Source organism: Chryseobacterium sp. Leaf180, from assembly GCF_001424585.1.
Lineage (GTDB): Bacteria > Bacteroidota > Bacteroidia > Flavobacteriales > Weeksellaceae > Chryseobacterium.
Genome location: NZ_LMPJ01000008.1, coordinates 66,279 through 82,887 on the forward strand (window position 1 = coordinate 66,279; position 16,609 = coordinate 82,887).

Annotated in this window: 18 protein-coding genes; 13 read left to right on the plus strand and 5 right to left on the minus strand. The window is 37.4% G+C overall.

Features of this window, described 5'->3' with window-relative positions; translation table 11 throughout:
• Positions 1-49 precede the first annotated feature (49 nt).
• The 4 genes from ASG01_RS07975 to ASG01_RS07990 all read left to right on the plus strand — a co-directional run bounded on the left by ASG01_RS07975 (position 50) and on the right by ASG01_RS07990 (position 4,845).
• The gene (locus ASG01_RS07975; RefSeq protein ID WP_082498326.1) at positions 50-2,347 is read left to right on the plus strand and encodes a GH92 family glycosyl hydrolase; all 2,298 of its coding nucleotides are present in this window, start codon (positions 50-52) and stop codon (positions 2,345-2,347) included.
• A 13-nt stretch (positions 2,348-2,360) separates the two neighbouring features.
• Entirely contained in the window at positions 2,361-2,654 is a 294-nt protein-coding gene (locus tag ASG01_RS07980; RefSeq protein ID WP_131725343.1) for a hypothetical protein, read from the plus strand.
• A gap of 92 nt (positions 2,655-2,746) precedes the next feature.
• Positions 2,747-3,748 carry an aldo/keto reductase gene (locus tag ASG01_RS07985; protein ID WP_055862493.1) on the plus strand — a complete coding sequence of 334 codons (1,002 nt, stop codon included), beginning with the start codon at positions 2,747-2,749 and terminating at the stop codon, positions 3,746-3,748.
• Positions 3,749-3,948: 200 nt separating this feature from the next.
• Complete coding sequence (locus tag ASG01_RS07990) at positions 3,949-4,845, plus strand: helix-turn-helix domain-containing protein (RefSeq protein ID WP_055862495.1); 897 nt, start codon at positions 3,949-3,951, stop codon at positions 4,843-4,845.
• 90 nt (positions 4,846-4,935) lie between these two features.
• On the opposite strand, the gene ASG01_RS07995 is transcribed toward ASG01_RS07990, so the two are convergent.
• Positions 4,936-5,673 (minus strand): DUF6261 family protein, encoded by a 738-nt coding sequence (locus ASG01_RS07995; protein WP_055862497.1) that lies wholly within the window; start codon positions 5,671-5,673, stop codon positions 4,936-4,938.
• A 507-nt stretch (positions 5,674-6,180) separates the two neighbouring features.
• Here ASG01_RS07995 and ASG01_RS08000 point away from each other — a divergent pair.
• Positions 6,181-6,795: a hypothetical protein gene (locus ASG01_RS08000; protein ID WP_055862499.1), complete on the plus strand. Its 615-nt coding sequence runs from the start codon at positions 6,181-6,183 to the stop codon at positions 6,793-6,795.
• Positions 6,796-6,974: 179 nt separating this feature from the next.
• Here the strand turns inward: ASG01_RS08000 and ASG01_RS08005 are convergent, their stop codons facing one another.
• The 3 genes from ASG01_RS08005 to ASG01_RS08015 are packed head-to-tail and all read right to left on the minus strand — an operon-like array spanning position 6,975 to position 8,846.
• Positions 6,975-8,312 carry a dihydroorotase gene (locus ASG01_RS08005; RefSeq protein WP_055862501.1) on the minus strand — a complete coding sequence of 446 codons (1,338 nt, stop codon included), beginning with the start codon at positions 8,310-8,312 and terminating at the stop codon, positions 6,975-6,977.
• 55 nt (positions 8,313-8,367) lie between these two features.
• Positions 8,368-8,649 carry a Txe/YoeB family addiction module toxin gene (locus ASG01_RS08010; RefSeq protein ID WP_055862503.1) on the minus strand — a complete coding sequence of 94 codons (282 nt, stop codon included), beginning with the start codon at positions 8,647-8,649 and terminating at the stop codon, positions 8,368-8,370.
• The gene (locus tag ASG01_RS08015; RefSeq protein ID WP_055862505.1) at positions 8,631-8,846 is read right to left on the minus strand and encodes a hypothetical protein; all 216 of its coding nucleotides are present in this window, start codon (positions 8,844-8,846) and stop codon (positions 8,631-8,633) included. Before ASG01_RS08015 ends, ASG01_RS08010 begins: the two co-directional genes overlap by 19 nt.
• Before the next feature lie 150 nt (positions 8,847-8,996).
• Between ASG01_RS08015 and ASG01_RS08020 the strand changes: the two genes are divergently transcribed.
• From ASG01_RS08020 to ribA, 8 genes are all read left to right on the plus strand, one after another.
• Positions 8,997-10,451: a lipopolysaccharide biosynthesis protein gene (locus tag ASG01_RS08020; RefSeq protein WP_055862507.1), complete on the plus strand. Its 1,455-nt coding sequence runs from the start codon at positions 8,997-8,999 to the stop codon at positions 10,449-10,451.
• Positions 10,452-10,479: 28 nt separating this feature from the next.
• The gene (locus ASG01_RS08025; RefSeq protein ID WP_055862509.1) at positions 10,480-11,499 is read left to right on the plus strand and encodes a sugar phosphate nucleotidyltransferase; all 1,020 of its coding nucleotides are present in this window, start codon (positions 10,480-10,482) and stop codon (positions 11,497-11,499) included.
• 89 nt (positions 11,500-11,588) lie between these two features.
• On the plus strand, positions 11,589-12,428 hold the full coding sequence (locus ASG01_RS08030; RefSeq protein ID WP_055862511.1) for a DUF4292 domain-containing protein: 840 nt from the start codon (positions 11,589-11,591) through the stop codon (positions 12,426-12,428).
• The gene (locus tag ASG01_RS08035) at positions 12,425-13,990 is read left to right on the plus strand and encodes a murein hydrolase activator EnvC family protein (RefSeq protein WP_055862512.1); all 1,566 of its coding nucleotides are present in this window, start codon (positions 12,425-12,427) and stop codon (positions 13,988-13,990) included. The genes ASG01_RS08030 and ASG01_RS08035 overlap by 4 nt, the downstream gene beginning before the upstream one ends.
• Positions 13,991-14,020: 30 nt before the next feature.
• Positions 14,021-14,242 carry a twin-arginine translocase TatA/TatE family subunit gene (locus ASG01_RS08040; protein WP_055862514.1) on the plus strand — a complete coding sequence of 74 codons (222 nt, stop codon included), beginning with the start codon at positions 14,021-14,023 and terminating at the stop codon, positions 14,240-14,242.
• Between the two features lie 14 nt (positions 14,243-14,256).
• Positions 14,257-14,868: a DUF4254 domain-containing protein gene (locus tag ASG01_RS08045; protein WP_055862516.1), complete on the plus strand. Its 612-nt coding sequence runs from the start codon at positions 14,257-14,259 to the stop codon at positions 14,866-14,868.
• Between the two features lie 62 nt (positions 14,869-14,930).
• Positions 14,931-15,329, plus strand: a complete 399-nt coding sequence (locus tag ASG01_RS08050) for a hypothetical protein (protein WP_238584527.1) — start codon at positions 14,931-14,933, stop codon at positions 15,327-15,329.
• On the plus strand, positions 15,330-15,923 hold the full coding sequence (ribA, locus tag ASG01_RS08055; RefSeq protein ID WP_055862522.1) for a GTP cyclohydrolase II: 594 nt from the start codon (positions 15,330-15,332) through the stop codon (positions 15,921-15,923).
• A gap of 58 nt (positions 15,924-15,981) precedes the next feature.
• Here the strand turns inward: ribA and ASG01_RS08060 are convergent, their stop codons facing one another.
• The gene (locus ASG01_RS08060) at positions 15,982-16,506 is read right to left on the minus strand and encodes a hypothetical protein (protein ID WP_055862524.1); all 525 of its coding nucleotides are present in this window, start codon (positions 16,504-16,506) and stop codon (positions 15,982-15,984) included.
• Positions 16,507-16,609 lie beyond the last annotated feature (103 nt).

Below are 16,609 nucleotides of genomic sequence, written 5' to 3' on the forward strand. Positions count from 1 at the left end.
TCATATTCCGGTTTTTTAAAATTAAGTATTTTAGACGAAATTCTTCTTCATGAGCAAATCAGTTCTTCTGCCAAGCATGGTTCTTTTATTTATCGGCTTTTTCGCTGTTGCGCAAAGCGATAAAAAATTAATTCAATACGTGAATCCATTGATCGGAACCGAAAAAATGGGACACACTTATCCCGGAGCAACAGCGCCTTTCGGAGCCGTTCAGCTAAGTCCGGAAACCGATACGATTGCCTACGAACTCAACGGAAAATACAATGGTGAAGTTTATAAATATTGTGCAGGTTACCGATACGAAGACAAAACGATTGTAGGTTTCAGCTCTACCCATTTTAGTGGAACAGGACATTCTGATTTGGGAGATTTTCTCGTAATGGCGACGGTGGGAAAGTTACAGTTGAATCCCGGAACGGCAACAAATCCCGAAAACGGTTACCGAAGCAGATTCTCTCATCAGAACGAAAAAGCAGAAGCCGGATATTACAAAGTGAAACTGGAAGATCACAATATTTTAGCGGAATTAACAGCAACAACAAGAGTCGGCGTTCATCGGTATACTTTTCCGAAATCTGATCAGGCGCATATCATTTTAGATTTAATGGCGGGAATTTACAATTATGACGGTAAAAACGTATGGACATATGTTCGTGTAGAAAACGGAAATACAGTTACAGGCTATCGTCAGACCAACGGCTGGGCAAGAACGCGAACAGTTTATTTTGCGATGAAATTTTCAAAATCATTTAAATCTTACGGTCAGAAAAATTATGACGGTAAGCAGGTTTACAATGGATTTTGGAGAAAATTTGATCAGACTAAAAACTTTCCCGAGATCGCTGGAAAAAATCTGAAAATGTATTTCGATTTTGATACGAATGAAAATGAAGCGATTGAAGTGAAACTGGCAATTTCGCCTGTAAGTCAAGCTAATGCCTTAGAAAATTTAGAAAAAGAAACTGCAAATTTATCTTTCGATCAAATCAAAGCGCAAACCCAGGAAATCTGGAATAAAGAATTAAATAAAATAGTAATTAAAGGTTCTGAGAAAGATAAAACGAACTTTTATACGGCAATGTATCATACTTTTATAAGCCCGACAACGTATACCGATGTCAACGGAGAATATAAAGGTTTAGACCAAAATATTCACAAAGCAGAAGGTTTTACCAACTATACAACCTTCTCAATTTGGGATACGTATCGTGCGCTCCATCCGTTTTTTAACATCATTCAGCCGAAGCGAAATAATGATATGGTAAAATCGATGATGGCGCATTACAATCAGTTTTCAATGAAAATGCTTCCGATTTGGTCACATTATGCGAATGACAATTGGTGTATGAGTGGATATCACAGCGTAAGCGTTGTTGCAGATGCTATTATCAAAGGAAATTATGACGGCGATGCAAAAGCAGCATTATTGGCTTGTGTGGAAACTGCCAACAAAAGAGATTATGAAGGCATTGGTCTTTATATCGACAAAGGTTATATTCCTGCGGAAAAAAGCGGAACTTCGGTTTCCAATACTTTGGAATATGCTTATGATGATTGGGCAATTGCTCAATTAGCTAAATATTTAGGCGAAAGGGAAATTTACAGTCAATTCATCAAACGCTCTGAAAACTGGAAAAATAATTTTGATAAAACCATCGGATTTATGCGTCCCCGTTTGGCTGACGGAAGTTTTAAAAAAGATTTTAATGCTTTGAGTACTCACGGACAAGGTTTTATTGAAGGAAATTCCTGGAACTACAGCTTTTTTGTTCCTCAAAATCCGGATGAACTCATTCAACTGATGGGCGGCAAGAAAAAATTTGCCGCAAAACTGGATGAATTGTTCACGATGCATTTGCCAGACGAGTTTTTCGCGGATACCGAAGATATTACAAGAGAAGGAATTATTGGCGGCTATGTTCACGGAAACGAGCCGGCGCATCATGTTGCCTATTTCTACAATTGGGCCGGACAGCCATGGAAAACGCAGGCGCAGATCAGACGAATTCTAGAAATGCAATACAAAGCAACTCCTGACGGATTGGGCGGAAATGATGATGCAGGACAAATGAGCGCGTGGTATATCTTGAGTTCGCTTGGTTTTTATCCGGTGGCGCCCGGTTCTGAAGATTATGCGATTGGAAGTCCGGCTGTTGAACAAGCGGTTTTACATTTAGAAAATGGAAAAACATTCGAAATTGAAGCGGTTAATCAAAGTCCGAAGAATGTGTACGTGCAGAAAATTCTTCTCAATGGTAAAGAGATTAAAAATTTCACTTTAAAACATTCAGATATGATGAACGGTGGAAAGCTGGTTTTTTATATGAGTAGTAAGCAGAAGAGCTAAAAAGATCAATTTTATGAAAGCAATAATTGTCATCTTAAAAATTGTAATTGTTTTTCTGGTATTAATATTATCTGTGAAAACATATTTTAATTTAATGGATGCTATTCACGATCGCCAGTTTGAAAAAGTGAAAAAAGGAATGAACATTTCAGAATGCAGAAATATTTTAGGTGAACCTGATGAATCTAAAATATTTGACAATTACATTATGGATGTTTACTATTATTTTCCAATGGCAGAAGCGCGTTTTTTCTATTCGCAAAAGGACAGAAAATTGCGCACTACATGGAGAACAGATTGCGATTAAAATAAACCGTGATTCGCATACGACAATCTTCATTTTGCAAACATTCTGCTTCCAATTTCTCATCAACTTTGTCCTATTAAAATTTGAATATAATGAACAAAGTAAAATTAGGAAATCAGGGTTTAATTATTCCGAACATGGGTCTTGGTTGTATGGGAATGACTGGTTTCGGCGACGCAGATATGTACGGAAAATCTGATGAACAGGAAGCGATTGCAACCATTCACCGTTCTTTGGAATTGGGTGGTAATTTTCTCGACACGGCAGATCTGTACGGCCCTTTTACCAATGAACGGTTAATCGCAAAGGCGATTGAAGGAAAACGCAATGAGTATATTATCGCCACAAAATTCGGCTGGGAAATTGATGACAGCGAGCAGCTAACCTGGAAAATCAATGGACAGAAAGATTATGTAAAAAAGTCGGTTGAGCGTTCGCTTAAAAATCTGAAAACCGATTACATCGACTTATATTACATGCATCGTCTCGATAAAAATATTCCGGTTGAAGAAACGGTTGGCGCGATGAGCGATTTGGTAAAGGAAGGAAAAATCGGGTACATTGGTTTGTCTGAAGTCTCTACGGAAACGGTAAAAAAAGCACACGCAGTTCATCCAATTACAGCTGTTCAGAGTGAATATTCCCTGTTTGAAAGAACGGTTGAAGAGAAAGGCGTTATCAAAACTCTGAACGAACTGGGAATTGGTTTTGTGGCATATTCTCCCTTGGGAAGAGGATTTCTTTCCGGAAACATCAGATCGGTGGATGATTTGCCGGAGAATGATTTCAGAAGAGGCATTCCAAGATTTCAGGATTCATATTTTCACAAAAACATTGAGCTCGTGGAAGCGATTGAAAATATGGCGGAAGATAAAGGAATTACTTCGTCCCAACTGGCTTTGGCGTGGATTATCAGCAAAGGAATTGTTCCGATTCCCGGAACGAAACGCAGAAAATACCTTGAACAGAATATTGAAGCTGGTAAAATTGTTTTAAGTGAAGCCGACCTTACTAAACTGGAAAGTATTGTACCTTTAGGAACGGATACCGGAGCGACTTATGATGAGTTTGGGATGGGACTTTTGGATTATTAGTTTTGCAGCGAATACAGGAATTTTAATTTAAAACCTCATAGGTTTTTGAAACCTATGAGGTTTGTTTAAAGCGCAATACGATCGCGCCCCGGCTTGAACGGAGCTCTTTTTGCGAAACGAAGTGGAGCAAAAAAGCGGGAGTGGAAGATGGAAACAGGCGCCAAAAGAATTATAAATAATCCTATTTACAACCTCAAATTATGAATACAATAAAATCAATTTCAGATTTTCACAGATTACTTTCACTTCCGGAACCAAAACATCCGATGGTGAGTGTGGTCGATCTTTCGCAAAGTATTTTCATTGAAGATGAGGTCTGGAAGGGTTTTACCAACCGTTTCTACTGCGTTGCGCTGAAACGTGAAGCGACGGGAAAAATAAAGTACGGCCAGCAACATTACGACTATGATAAAGGTGTTTTGAGTTTTACAGCGCCAAATCAGGTGCAGTATCTTGATTTGCAGACGATGGATTGCGAAAGCAAAGGTTTTGTCTTGATTTTTCATGAAGATTTTTTGCTGAAACATGCTTTAGCGACAACGATTTCGAATTACGGATTTTTCTCGTATGCGGTGAATGAAGCACTGCACCTGTCTGAAGATGAAGAAAGTGACCTGCTGGAAATTCTCAGTAAAATCGATAAAGAATGCAGTCACATCGATAAATATACGCAGGAAATTATCTTATCGCATATTGAAACATTGCTCCAGTACTCCAACCGTTTTTATGAGCGACAGTTTATCACAAGGAAAAACAACAACCATCAGCTGTTGGTAAAATTTGAAAAGTTTCTAAATGATTATTTTGATAAAAAGTCATCTGAAGATGGACTTTTAACGGTTCATCAGATTGCTGAAATGATGAATCTTTCGCCGAATTATCTGAGCGACCTTCTGCGTTTTCATACCGGACAAAACACACAGCAACACATTCACGAAAAGCTCATCAGCAAAGCGAAAGAGAAACTTTCTACCACAGATTTATCCGTCAGTGAAATCGCTTATGAACTGGGATTTGAGCATTCGCAGTCGTTTTCTACGCTTTTTAAAAAGAAAACAAGTGTATCACCTTTGGAATTCCGGCAGTCGTTTAATTAGTTGAATGCAACGCTAAAACAATTCTGCCTGCCAATAAAAAAACCACCCGATCAGGTGGTTTTACCAATATGCTAAAAGCTTGTATTTCCTTTACGAAGGCTGTTCCGGATTGTCCGGAGGCAATGCATCTTTCCTTTTGAGCAGCAAACCTGTGTATTGATCTGTTAGGGCATTCAGCTGGTTAATCACCGTGCTGTAAGGCGATGGCGGGGTTTCTACTAAGACATGCAGCGCATCGATGCGGTCTCGAAGGGCGTAATAAGCGACATTCGTCTCTTCCCGTTTAGATTTGATGGTTTCCGGATTTGCGTCGCCATATTCCTGCGTTCGGGAAAGATATTCGGTACCGAAAAGCGTATTGGCATCCTGCAGTTCGTCGATCCACGATTGCAGATTCAAGGCTGTTACCGCTGCCGCCAGTTCGGGTTTGCCTGCAAAATCCATAATCAGACTGTTGATTGTAGCCGTCTCCGACTGATAATTTTGTCGGGCGATACCGCTTCCGTACAGCTCCATATTCGCGAGTAACTTTTGCGCGTTTTGTTTTTTGTCTTCCTGAAAATGATAAGAATAGCCCTGCAGAAAAGCCGTAATCCCATTGATGGCATCATCCCTTCTCTCGTCCAACAACATTATTGCCTGCGTCCGGTCGTTGGCCATCGCTTTTTTAAAAAGCTGTTCCAGCTCTGCAGTTTTCATGGTAAAGGCGGCGAGTTTGGCATCGATCTGCAAAGCAGCGGGATTATTCAGGTTGATGATGCCCGCAAAATCTTTCATGTACTGAAGATATTCTGCATTGCGGAGTGAGGGTAAATGGATTGCATTCATATTTTAAAGTGTTTTAAATGTAACATTTTAGAGAAAGTTCAACGCACGCTCGTTTGAAAGTTTCTCGCAGAAGAGAAAGTCTCCTGCACCCGTGTAACAGGTTTTCTCTTAAAGAGAAAGTGTGCCGCACGCGTGTTTGAGGTTTTCTCTTTCAGTAGATCGGCGGTCGCAAGGCTGTGTGAGACTTTCTCGCTTTATCGCATCCCAACCATGATAAACGGCTGAGAATAAACCATCAAACATCTCTATCTTCTACGTTTATACCATTCAAATGTAAAAAATTTATTGACAAATCGTTAAAAAAAATACACGGTTGATCTGATTATCTTTATTGAATGGTTTTGAATGCGCGGGATTTCGCAAATTCTCTTACGCGGAAAGATTGTGTGGGGCAGTTTTTTTGGTATTTTAGCGGTGGTAAATGTTGGTTTTTAAAAGATCATGCCGACCAAATTTGGTGGTTAAGTGTGATTTTGTTAGAGCTATGCATAAACAACAGAGTAATAAATGATAAAAAAAATATTAGTTTTAGTAGTATTATGGATAGTTTTTGTTTTTGCTGACTATTTGTATCTTCCATATTTTGTGAAACCTCTCTCTTGGATTTTAGTGTGTGTCACTTTAGTGATTTTACTTGTCAAACAGATCATTAAAGTAATTAAGGAAGGTAAAAACTTACAGCCCTATAGATTATTAAACCTTTTTATAACAGCAATGCTACTTTTTTTGACAGTTTACAATTTCAACAAAATTCCTCATTCAATAATTGAAAAATTAGATTGGAGTATTTCTTACAATAAACGTCAGAAAATAGTGAAAGAGGTTTTAGCGGGAAAACTCAAACCAAATACAGAAATGAACTACGGTATTTATAGACTTCCGTTTGACTTTCCAGTTATTTCAAACGGAGGAAATGATATTTGGATTGATGAAAATAAAAACAACAGTATGAAAACAATTAAATTCTGGATTTCTCGGGGATTTTTTGATTCACCGCAAACTTATTTTATTTTTACAAATGATACTAAGTCAAAAAAATACTATGAGGAAAAAATAAAAACGAAACCAGAGTATAACTGGAAAATAGAAGAAAACTGGTATCGAATAATGGAACGCGATTAAATGCGTTATTGCTGACATCGGTTTGGATTTTTAGTTGATTTTGCAAAATTGAAATTTATGCTTTGATTGCCAAACCATCGCAAAGCCATTACACATTATATCAGACAAAAAAAGCAAAACTGAAATTCTCAGTTTTGCTTTTCTTTACCTAAAATTTTAGAAAGAAGTATCTGCACAGATTATTCCTCCACTTCAAAAAGCAAACGCTCCCCAAATTTTTCTTCATTGATTTTTCCGTTTTCATAAACCAGATTTCCGTTAACGAAAGTGTGCGTGACTTTAGAGTGAAACTCAGTTCCTTCCAACGGGCTCCAGCCACATTTATAAAGAATATTTTCCTTTTCAACCGTCCATTTTTCATTTAAATCAATCAAAACTAAATCTGCCTTGTAGCCTTCTCTGATAAAACCTCTCTTCTCAATTCTGAATAAAATTGCAGGATTGTGAGCCATTTTTTCAACAATTCTTTCCAGAGAAATCTTACCGTTTTTAAAATTTTCCAGCATCACCACCAAAGAATGCTGAACCAAAGGCGCCCCTGAAGGGCATTTCGTGTACACATTCTGTTTTTCTTCCCAGGTATGAGGCGCATGGTCGGTCGCAATCACATCGATTCGGTCATCCAACAGTGCTTCCCAAAGTCCGTCTTTGTCTGTTTGGGTTTTTACGGCAGGATTCCATTTGATGAGTCCGCCCTTTGTATCGTAATCTTCGTTGGTGAACGTCAGGTGATGAACGCAGACTTCCGCAGTGATTTTTTTATCTTTTAAAGGAATATCATTTCTGAAAAGTTGCATTTCTTTCGATGTAGACAAATGGAAAACGTGAAGCCTTGCTCCTGTCTTTTCCGCCAATTCCACAGCTTTTGAAGACGATTTGTAGCAAGCCTCTTCGCTTCTGATTAAATGGTGGAATTTTACGGGAATATCTTCGCCGTATGCATCCAGATATTTCTGCGTATTTTCCCTGATGGTCGCTTCGTCTTCGCAGTGAACGGCAATCAGCATTTTGGTATTGCTGAAAATATTTTCTAAAGTTTCAGGATTATCGACCAGCATATTTCCTGTGGATGAACCTAAAAACAATTTGATTCCGGGAACATTTCTTGGATTTGTTTTTAAAACTTCCTCCAGATTGTCATTGGTTCCGCCCATCATAAAACCGTAATTAGCAAAAGATTTTTCAGAAGCGATTTCGTATTTATCAGCCAGTAATTCCTGAGTTACGGCGTTCGGAACCGTATTTGGCTGTTCGATAAAACTTGTCGTTCCACCTGCGATCGCAGCGCGCGATTCAGTTTCGATGTCGCCTTTCCATGTCAGACCCGGCTCACGGAAATGAACCTGATCATCGATAACTCCCGGCAGCAGATATTTTCCTGAAGCGTCGATAATTTGGTCAGCTTCGTCGGAAATTTGCGATTCAATTTTAGAAATCAAATCATTATCAATAAGAATATCGCTTTGGATAATCTTTCCTTCGTTGACGATTTGGGCGTTTTTTATTAGAATTTTCATGGGTAAAGATTAAAAAACAACCCGAACACAGCCGGGTAAAAATATTAAAGTATAATTATTTATCGAGATCATGACCTAAAGCGCGCACAACGGTGACTAAAATTTTGTCTTCAAAAACCATGTATACAAATCGGTCTTTTTTATTGATTTTTCTGCTCCAAACTTCGCCGTCAAAGTTTTTCAGTTGCTCAGGATGGCCTGTTCCTGAACGTGGATCGGTCTGAATTTCTTCAAGAAAAGATTCTATTTTTTTCAGGTCAGATCTGTTTCCTGATTTTTTAATTTTCGAAATATCTCTTTTGGCATTGTCAGTAACGATTAATCTATACTTGCCCATAGCTCATCAGTGGTGGTAGGTTTTAATTTTCCTGTCTCTACATCTTTTCTGGCTTTCTCAATTTCAGCTTTCAATTCTTCATATGTATAAGAATTGTCTTCTTCAGTTTTTTTTGCCTTTATGCCCAAAGCTTTCAAAATCCCGACAAAGGTTTTGATCTCTTTCTCATCCGTTAATTCTATCGTAAATGTGGTCATAACTAAAATTTTATACAAATTTAAAAAAATTTAAGTTGAGTTGAAAAAGTATAGCTTGTGACCATAAAATTAAGATTTACAGATGAATTTTAATCTTCAAAATAAAAATCACATTCTAAATATTTACATTTGCACTCTAAAAGTTAGAATTTGTACAAGAAATTATTGGGTCAGACCGCCGTTTACGGCCTGAGTTCGGTTCTGGTGAGGATTTTCCCTTTCCTTATTGCACCGATTGTGACGAAAGCTTTTGGCCCGACTGCATCTTCACCTTTTGTAGACTGGTATTCTGTTGCGGGTGTGATCACAGTTTTCCTCACGCACGGCATGGAAACCTCGTTTTTCCGGTTTGCGCAGGAAGGCGATATCGATAAAAAAACACTGATTTCTACGTGTTCGCTTAGCGTTTTAACGACCGGATTTATTTATCTCATTTTAGGTTACGTTTTCAGACAGGATTTGGCGAATGCTTTTGAGACGCCGGATCAGGTTAATTATCTCGTTATTTTCCTTTTCATTTTGTCTTTTGATGCTTTTGCCACCATTCCGTCGGCAGTTCTCAGACTTGAAGGAAAACCTCTGCAGTACACACTTTCTAAGGTTATCGGTTCGGTCGCTTACTTTTCTCTGTCTTACTTTTTCATCAAAATATTACCACAATTTCCCAACGGAATTTTAGGTTTAAAATACAATCCGGAAATCGGCGTTGGCTATGTTTTCATTGCCAATCTCATCCAAAGTATAATCACTTTAGCGATTGTCGGGAAAGAATTTGTGAATTTCAGCTTCAGAAAATTTGATTTTAAACTTTGGAAAAGAATCATGAATTACTCCTGGCCGGTAATGATCGCCGGTTTGGCAGGAATTATCAACCAGACGCTCGACCGACAGTTCCTGAAATATCTTCTCCCGAAAGACGAAGCAAAACACCAGATCGGGGTTTATGGCGCAGTGTATAAAATCGCGACCTTTATTACGGTTTTCAGACAGGCTTATCAATTAGGCATTGAACCTTACTTTTTCTCCAGCTTTAAAGACAAGAATAATCATAAAACCTACGCGGTTCTGATGGATATTTTTGTGATCTGCAACTGTCTTATTTATGTTGGATTAATGGTGAATCTGCAATGGATTTCTGAAAGATATTTAAAAAACCCTTTATATTTTGAAGGTATCGAGATCATTCCATTTGTGATGCTCGGCGCACTTTTTCTTGGCATTTATCTGAATCTTTCGATTTGGTATAAACTTTCAGACAAAACCAGAGTTGGTCTTTATATTTCGATTATCGGCGCTGCGATTACGATCTTTATTAATTTTACTTTTATTCCAAAATACGGCTATTGGGCGAGTGCTTTTGCAGCGCTCATCACGTATACAAGCATGATGGTTATTTCCTATATTTGGGGAAGAATCAGTTATCCGATTCATTATAACGTCAAAAAAATTGCGGTTTATCTTGTACTTTCGGTTGCGATTTCCATGATTTCTTTTTATTATTTCAGAGACAATTTCTTCATCGGAAACAGTCTGTACGGTTTGTTTATCGCATTCCTTTGCTACAACGAACTTCCGATGATTAACAGAATTTTGAGACGATCTTAAACCATATTTAAACTAAAAAAATTCACATATGAAAATTATTGTACCAATGGCTGGGCGCGGTTCCAGATTACGTCCACACACTTTGACGGTTCCAAAACCTTTAATCCCAATTGCAGGAAAACCGATTGTTCAAAGATTGGTGGAAGATATTGCCAAAGTTGCCGGTGAAACCATAGAAGAAGTGGCTTTCATCATCGGAGATTTTGGCGCTGAAGTGGAAGCTTCTCTGCTTAAAATTGCTGAAAAACTGGGTGCAAAAGGAAGTATATATCATCAGCTTGAGCCTTTGGGAACAGCGCATTCTATAAAATGTGCAGAAGCTTCAATGACCGGAAACATTGTTATCGCTTATGCAGACACCCTTTTCCGTGCAGATTTTACTTTAGATACCAATTCTGATGGTGTAATATGGGTGAAAAAAGTAGAAGATCCTTCCGCTTTTGGTGTTGTGAAATTAGATGACTACGGTTTTATCACCGATTTTGTTGAAAAACCGCAGACTTTTGTTTCAGATTTGGCGATCATCGGGATTTATTATTTTAATTCAGGTGAAAAACTGATGGACGAGATCAACCATATTATGACCAATGATATCAAGGTGAGCGGCGAATATCAGCTGACCACAGCACTTGAAAATCTCCGTCAGAAAGGCGCAAAATTCTCTCTCGGAAAAGTGGATGACTGGATGGATTGCGGAAATAAAAACGCAACGGTAGAAACCAACAGCAAAATTCTTGAATACGAAAAAGTAGAAATGTCGAAGTTTACTGCAACGGCACATATCGAAAATTCGCTGATTATTCCGCCGTGTTTTATCGGCGAAAATGTAAAAATTACCAATTCTAAAATTGGCCCAGGAGTTTCTGTCGGAAACAACACCGTAATTTTAAACTCGAATATTGAGAATTCATTGATTCAGGAGAATACAAAAATCAACCACGGAAATCTTTCCAACTCGATGATCGGAAATTCTGCGCAGTATTTTGGCGTTTCCAGAGAAATCTCGCTTGGTGATTTTTCAGTTCTTGATTTTCTTAATAAAGATTAATTTAATCAAAGATAAAACTGACGCAAACCACATAAAATTTTTGTGTGGTTTGGCGTTAATATTGTAAAACAAGTAGTTAAATTTTTAAAATGAAAAAATGGCTCGCAATGCTGTCTCTTGTTCTGGTTTTCAGCGCCTGCAAATCCAGAAAAAGCGCGTCGGCAGCCAACTCTAATACCGATACTTTAAAAATAACGGATAACAGTAAAACAGAAGACCGCGGCAAAGGAATTTACGACAGACTTGGTTTTTACGAGAAAATCTACATTCATCCCAAATTTGATCATATTAAGATCAGCAGCAAAATAAAGGCAGACAATCTTAGAGTAAGTCCGCTAGATGCGACGATTTATATTGAAACCGATAAAAAAATATGGTCAAATATTTCTTTCCTGTTTTTTAATGCTGCGCGTGCTTTAATTACGCCGGAGGGCATTAAAGCCATCGACCGCTATAACAAAAACTACATAGATTCTGATTTTGATTATCTCAATAATCTTTTAAACACAAATTTTATTGACTACAAATCTTTGGAAAAACTTCTTTTAGGCAGAACTTTTCTTACAATCAGCAACCGGAATTCTGATATTACAAAAAACGACGATGGCTACACAGTGCAATCGATTGCTAATCAGAAAATTGAAACTGATGGAAAAATACGCGAGTATAAACTTGAGTTAAAATATTCCAATGATTTCAATTTAATTAAGGTAAAACTGCAGGATGTGAAATCCGCAGACGCCGTTGAGATCGTATATGATAATTGGGAGACGATAGAGAATAATGTAAAGGTCCCAAAGAGTGTTAAAATAAACATAAAAGGATCAAAATCAAGCCAGATTTTACTGGAAAATACGAAATTTGATTTTTCGAAGATGGATACGCCTTACAGCGTGCCTTCCAGCTACCAGAAACTTGAAATTAAATGATCAGAAATTTAAGCTTATTTATCGGCATTCTACTTTTCAGTTTACACTTTAGCCAAACTACACAGAAAAAAGAGCTGCTGCAAAAGCAGAGTGCAGACCTGAAGAAACAGATCGCCCAGATAAATGCAGATTTGGCAAAAACGAGAAATGAATCTAAACTTTCGCTGTCGTACCTCACAAAAGTAAATGAGAAACTGGCGCTGCGCGAGAAGGTTTATAACAATACTCAGAAAGAAAAGCACTTCATAGATGATGAGATTTATCTGCGTCAGCTTGAAATAAACCGTCAGAATAAAGAACTTGGTGTTTTAAGAAAAAACTACGCTGATGTTTTGGTTAAATTTTATAAAAATAAAGGTGTTACGACGAAGCTTACTTTTATTTTATCAGCAAAAAGCATTGGTGAAGGTTTAAGAAGAATGCAGTATCTGAAACTTTACTCGCGTTATCAGGAAAAGAAAGCAGCGGAGATTACGAAGGCTTCTTATGAGCTACAAAACTCAATTGCTATGAAGAAGAAATCTGCAACTGAGAAAGAAAATCTGATGAGTAATCAGAAGAAAGATCTTGTAACAATCAGCGCAGAAAGAGTTCAGAAAGAACAGCTTGTACAGGATTTTAAGAAGAATGAAGCTAAATTAACTGTTGATTTGAAGCAGAAGCAGACACAGTCTAAAGCTTTGGAAGGACAGATCAGGAAGATTATCGCAGAAGAAATCCGTATTGCGAAAGCGGAAGAAGAATCTAAGAGAAAAGCGGAAGCAGAAAAAATTCGTTTGGCAAAAATCGCTGCGGATCGTGAAAAAATAAAAATTGATGCTGAAAACAAACTTCGTGCAGAAGCTTTAGAAAAGGAACGTATCAAAGCCGAAACTGAAGCCAGAAAAGCAAAGGAATTGGTTGCGAAACGATCAGAAGAAGAAAGAAAACGAACCGAGGAAGCTGCACGATCAGACGCCAATGCAAAAAGTGAAGAACGCCGACTTGCCGCGGAAAAAATTTCTAAAGAGGCTGTCTTGAAAGAAAAAGAAGCCAATAAAAAGGTTAGCGATGCAAAAGCTGCTGAAGCAGCCTTAGAAAAGAAAAAAGACGACGAGAAAAAAGTTGCTGAGAGCCGGGCAATGACGAGCTTTGGAGTTTCTACAGCTGCTGGAAATAATTTCGCTGAAAATAGAGGAAAACTTGGATTTCCAGTAGACCGCGGACAAGTGACGCACCGATTTGGAATACAGCAGCATCCTGTTTTTAAAAATATTAAAGAAGAGAACAACGGTATTAAAATTTCCGTACCTTCAGGAACGAGAGCAAAATGTGTTTTTGCCGGAAATGTTTCTTCGGTACTTCCTAATGCAGACGGAACGAAAACCGTTATTGTAAAACACGGAAATTACTTTACCGTATATTCAAATCTCGCAGTGGCAAACGTTTCCAAAGGTCAGCAAGTGGCTGCAGGAACGATGATAGGATCTATAGGGCAGGATTTTGACGGTTCTTATACACTGGATTTTCAGGTCTGGAATGGCAGTACGCCAGTTGATCCTTTAGGATGGGTTTCATATTAAAATTATATTAACTTTGTAAAAAATCATACTATGTATACATTAACACTTCTTACTCCTTTTGCACCTTGGCATTGGATTTTGGTAATCATTATCGTTCTTTTGCTTTTCGGAGGTAAGAAAATTCCAGAACTTATGAGAGGTCTTGGATCTGGCATTAAAGAATTCAAAGACTCTGTAAAAGAGGAAGACAAAAAGACTGAAACGGAAGTAAAAAACCCAGCTTCTACTCCGAATAATACGACGAACTTATAAAAGAAATTTTTTAAATGACTTTTACGGATACCGCATGGGAAGTCTTCAATAAGTGTATTGAAGACTATCATGTTTTAGATAATGTAGATACTGAGATTTCAAATTCTTATGCACAAGATTCTCTTGAAAGAATTTTGTATGAAAAGTGCTGGATTGATACTGTGCAGTGGCATCTTGAAGATATCATTCGTGATGAGAACATCAAACCGGAAGAAGCTTTAGTTATAAAAAGAAGAATTGATGCTTCTAATCAGAAAAGGACAGATCTTGTAGAATATATCGACAGCTGGTTTTTAGATAAATATAAAAACATTAAAGCTGAATCTGATTCGAGAATTAACACGGAAACTCCTGCATGGGCAGTAGACCGTTTTTCGATTCTTTCTCTGAAAGTATATCACATGAATCTGGAAGCCACACGAGCTTCGGCATCAGATGAGCATCGAGCTAAATGCCAGCAAAAACTGGATGTTTTGCTTACACAGAAAGTTGATCTTTCGTCAGCGATCGAGCAGCTTCTGAAAAATATTGAGGAAGGAAAAATAAGGATGAAGGTGTACAAACAGATGAAAATGTATAACGACGAAACACTAAATCCCGTTCTGTATCAAAAAGAGATAAAATGAGGTTGATTGTTTTTTTTGCTGCTTCTCTTATAATGACATCCTGCGTGACAGAGAAGTCTAATGTGTCACCCCTCTCAGCAACATTTTCTGGGGAGAGCAAAAATACCGACAATAAAGATCTGCAGGAGAAATTTGACTTTAATATTAAAAAAAACGTCAACGCTGCAGAGATTTCAAATCTCATTACGGTTTTTCCAAAATTCAGCAATACCAGATTAAATTCTGAAGTAACGCTGCTGAAATATGGTCTTCAAAATTATCTTTTTGCAATCGATTCAAACAGTTTCGACGGAAAGCGTAAGTCTTTAAAAAAAGTTGAAAAATCATACAAAGACATTCAGAATCTGCGTAAATTTTTGAATCAGGAAGATAACGAGCTCATCAACCGGTATCTCGTACGCATCAAAACAAATATTGCAGTGATCGAAGATTCACTGAATAATAGAAAAAAAACAGATTAAATGATCAAAATTCAGGCGGAAGCAAATGTTCCTACAGAATTCGGAACTTTTCGTATGATCGCCTTTTCAGAAAATGCGGATGACTGGATGCCACACATCGCCATTATCGCAGAAAATACAGATTTTTCTCAACCTATTAATACTAGATTTCATTCTGAATGTATCACTGGCGAAGTTTTTCATTCTCAAAAATGCGAATGTGGCCAGCAACTCGACGCAGCGATGAATTATATTCAAAAGAATGGCGGTGTGATTGTTTATCTACGTCAAGAAGGAAGAAACATTGGAATTATCAATAAACTGAAAGCGTACTCTCTACAGGAAAAAGGTTTTGACACGGTTGCAGCCAATATTAAGCTTGGTTTACCGGCAGATAACAGAGATTTTAAAATCGCCATTGAGATTTTAAATCAGCTTGAAATAAAATCGGTCAATCTACTTACCAATAATCCTGAAAAGATAAAAGCGATCGAAGAAAGTTCAATAGAATTAAATTCAAGAATTCCTTTACAGATTGCGGCAAATGAAGCCAGCAGAGAATATCTGAAAACAAAAAAAGAATATTTCGGTCATCTCTTAGACGGCAAAATTTAAAACAAAAAACTCCTGAAGATTATTCAGGAGTTTTTTTATTATTAAGAGATTCTAATATTTAGTTTCTCAATTTAATTTTCGATTCATCAATTCCGTAGAATTTGATAACCTCATTGTAATTGTTGTAATCAACTGGCGCAGCAACACCTTTTCCTGCATTGGCAGGAACTACAACTACCCTGAATCTTTTGCCCGTATAGTAAGATGAATTTGCATCTAAATTCAATGTTGCATTTACATAAATAGCAATATCAAATTTGCTGAAATCAAATGAATATTCAACCTCATCATTGTTGGCATTATTCACAAAAAAAGTGTAAGGTAACAATCTCCACACAGGCGAATTACTCGCAGTATCCGTTTGAATATAAATCAATACGACATCAGAATTTTCTAATGGCTTATTGAAAGTATTACCATAAGAATAGAGACTGGAATTTACTTTAGTAAAATTTGGGCTCAAATCGTATGCAGTACTGTTTACAACTTGTTGTACCGGAACTTCATCGTTTCTATCATTATTACAAGAATAAACGAATAAACTTGTAAATGCGAGCAGTATAATTGGAAAATATTTTCTCATTGTTTTAAGATTTAAAATTATCCTTTCAGCAGATCAAAACATATACCAAAAATCAATCAAAGATGCGCGCGAGTGCCATATTTAATCGTATTTTTGTTATTAT

Excerpts from the sequence above, each read along its gene's own strand:
- ASG01_RS07990 (WP_055862495.1), top strand. The coding sequence starts at position 3,949 with ATGAATACAATAAAATCAATTTCAGATTTTCACAGATTACTTTCACTT.
- ASG01_RS08040 (WP_055862514.1), top strand. The coding sequence starts at position 14,021 with ATGTATACATTAACACTTCTTACTCCTTTTGCACCTTGGCATTGGATT.
- ASG01_RS08035 (WP_055862512.1), top strand. The coding sequence starts at position 12,425 with ATGATCAGAAATTTAAGCTTATTTATCGGCATTCTACTTTTCAGTTTA.
- ASG01_RS08030 (WP_055862511.1), top strand. The coding sequence starts at position 11,589 with ATGAAAAAATGGCTCGCAATGCTGTCTCTTGTTCTGGTTTTCAGCGCC.
- ASG01_RS08025 (WP_055862509.1), top strand. The coding sequence starts at position 10,480 with ATGAAAATTATTGTACCAATGGCTGGGCGCGGTTCCAGATTACGTCCA.
- ASG01_RS07985 (WP_055862493.1), top strand. The coding sequence starts at position 2,747 with ATGAACAAAGTAAAATTAGGAAATCAGGGTTTAATTATTCCGAACATG.
- ASG01_RS08000 (WP_055862499.1), top strand. The coding sequence starts at position 6,181 with ATGATAAAAAAAATATTAGTTTTAGTAGTATTATGGATAGTTTTTGTT.
- ASG01_RS08010 (WP_055862503.1), bottom strand. The coding sequence starts at position 8,649 with ATGGGCAAGTATAGATTAATCGTTACTGACAATGCCAAAAGAGATATT.
- ASG01_RS08045 (WP_055862516.1), top strand. The coding sequence starts at position 14,257 with ATGACTTTTACGGATACCGCATGGGAAGTCTTCAATAAGTGTATTGAA.
- ribA (WP_055862522.1), top strand. The coding sequence starts at position 15,330 with ATGATCAAAATTCAGGCGGAAGCAAATGTTCCTACAGAATTCGGAACT.
- ASG01_RS08060 (WP_055862524.1), bottom strand. The coding sequence starts at position 16,506 with ATGAGAAAATATTTTCCAATTATACTGCTCGCATTTACAAGTTTATTC.
- ASG01_RS08005 (WP_055862501.1), bottom strand. The coding sequence starts at position 8,312 with ATGAAAATTCTAATAAAAAACGCCCAAATCGTCAACGAAGGAAAGATT.
- ASG01_RS07980 (WP_131725343.1), top strand. The coding sequence starts at position 2,361 with ATGAAAGCAATAATTGTCATCTTAAAAATTGTAATTGTTTTTCTGGTA.
- ASG01_RS08015 (WP_055862505.1), bottom strand. The coding sequence starts at position 8,846 with ATGACCACATTTACGATAGAATTAACGGATGAGAAAGAGATCAAAACC.
- ASG01_RS07995 (WP_055862497.1), bottom strand. The coding sequence starts at position 5,673 with ATGAATGCAATCCATTTACCCTCACTCCGCAATGCAGAATATCTTCAG.
- ASG01_RS07975 (WP_082498326.1), top strand. The coding sequence starts at position 50 with ATGAGCAAATCAGTTCTTCTGCCAAGCATGGTTCTTTTATTTATCGGC.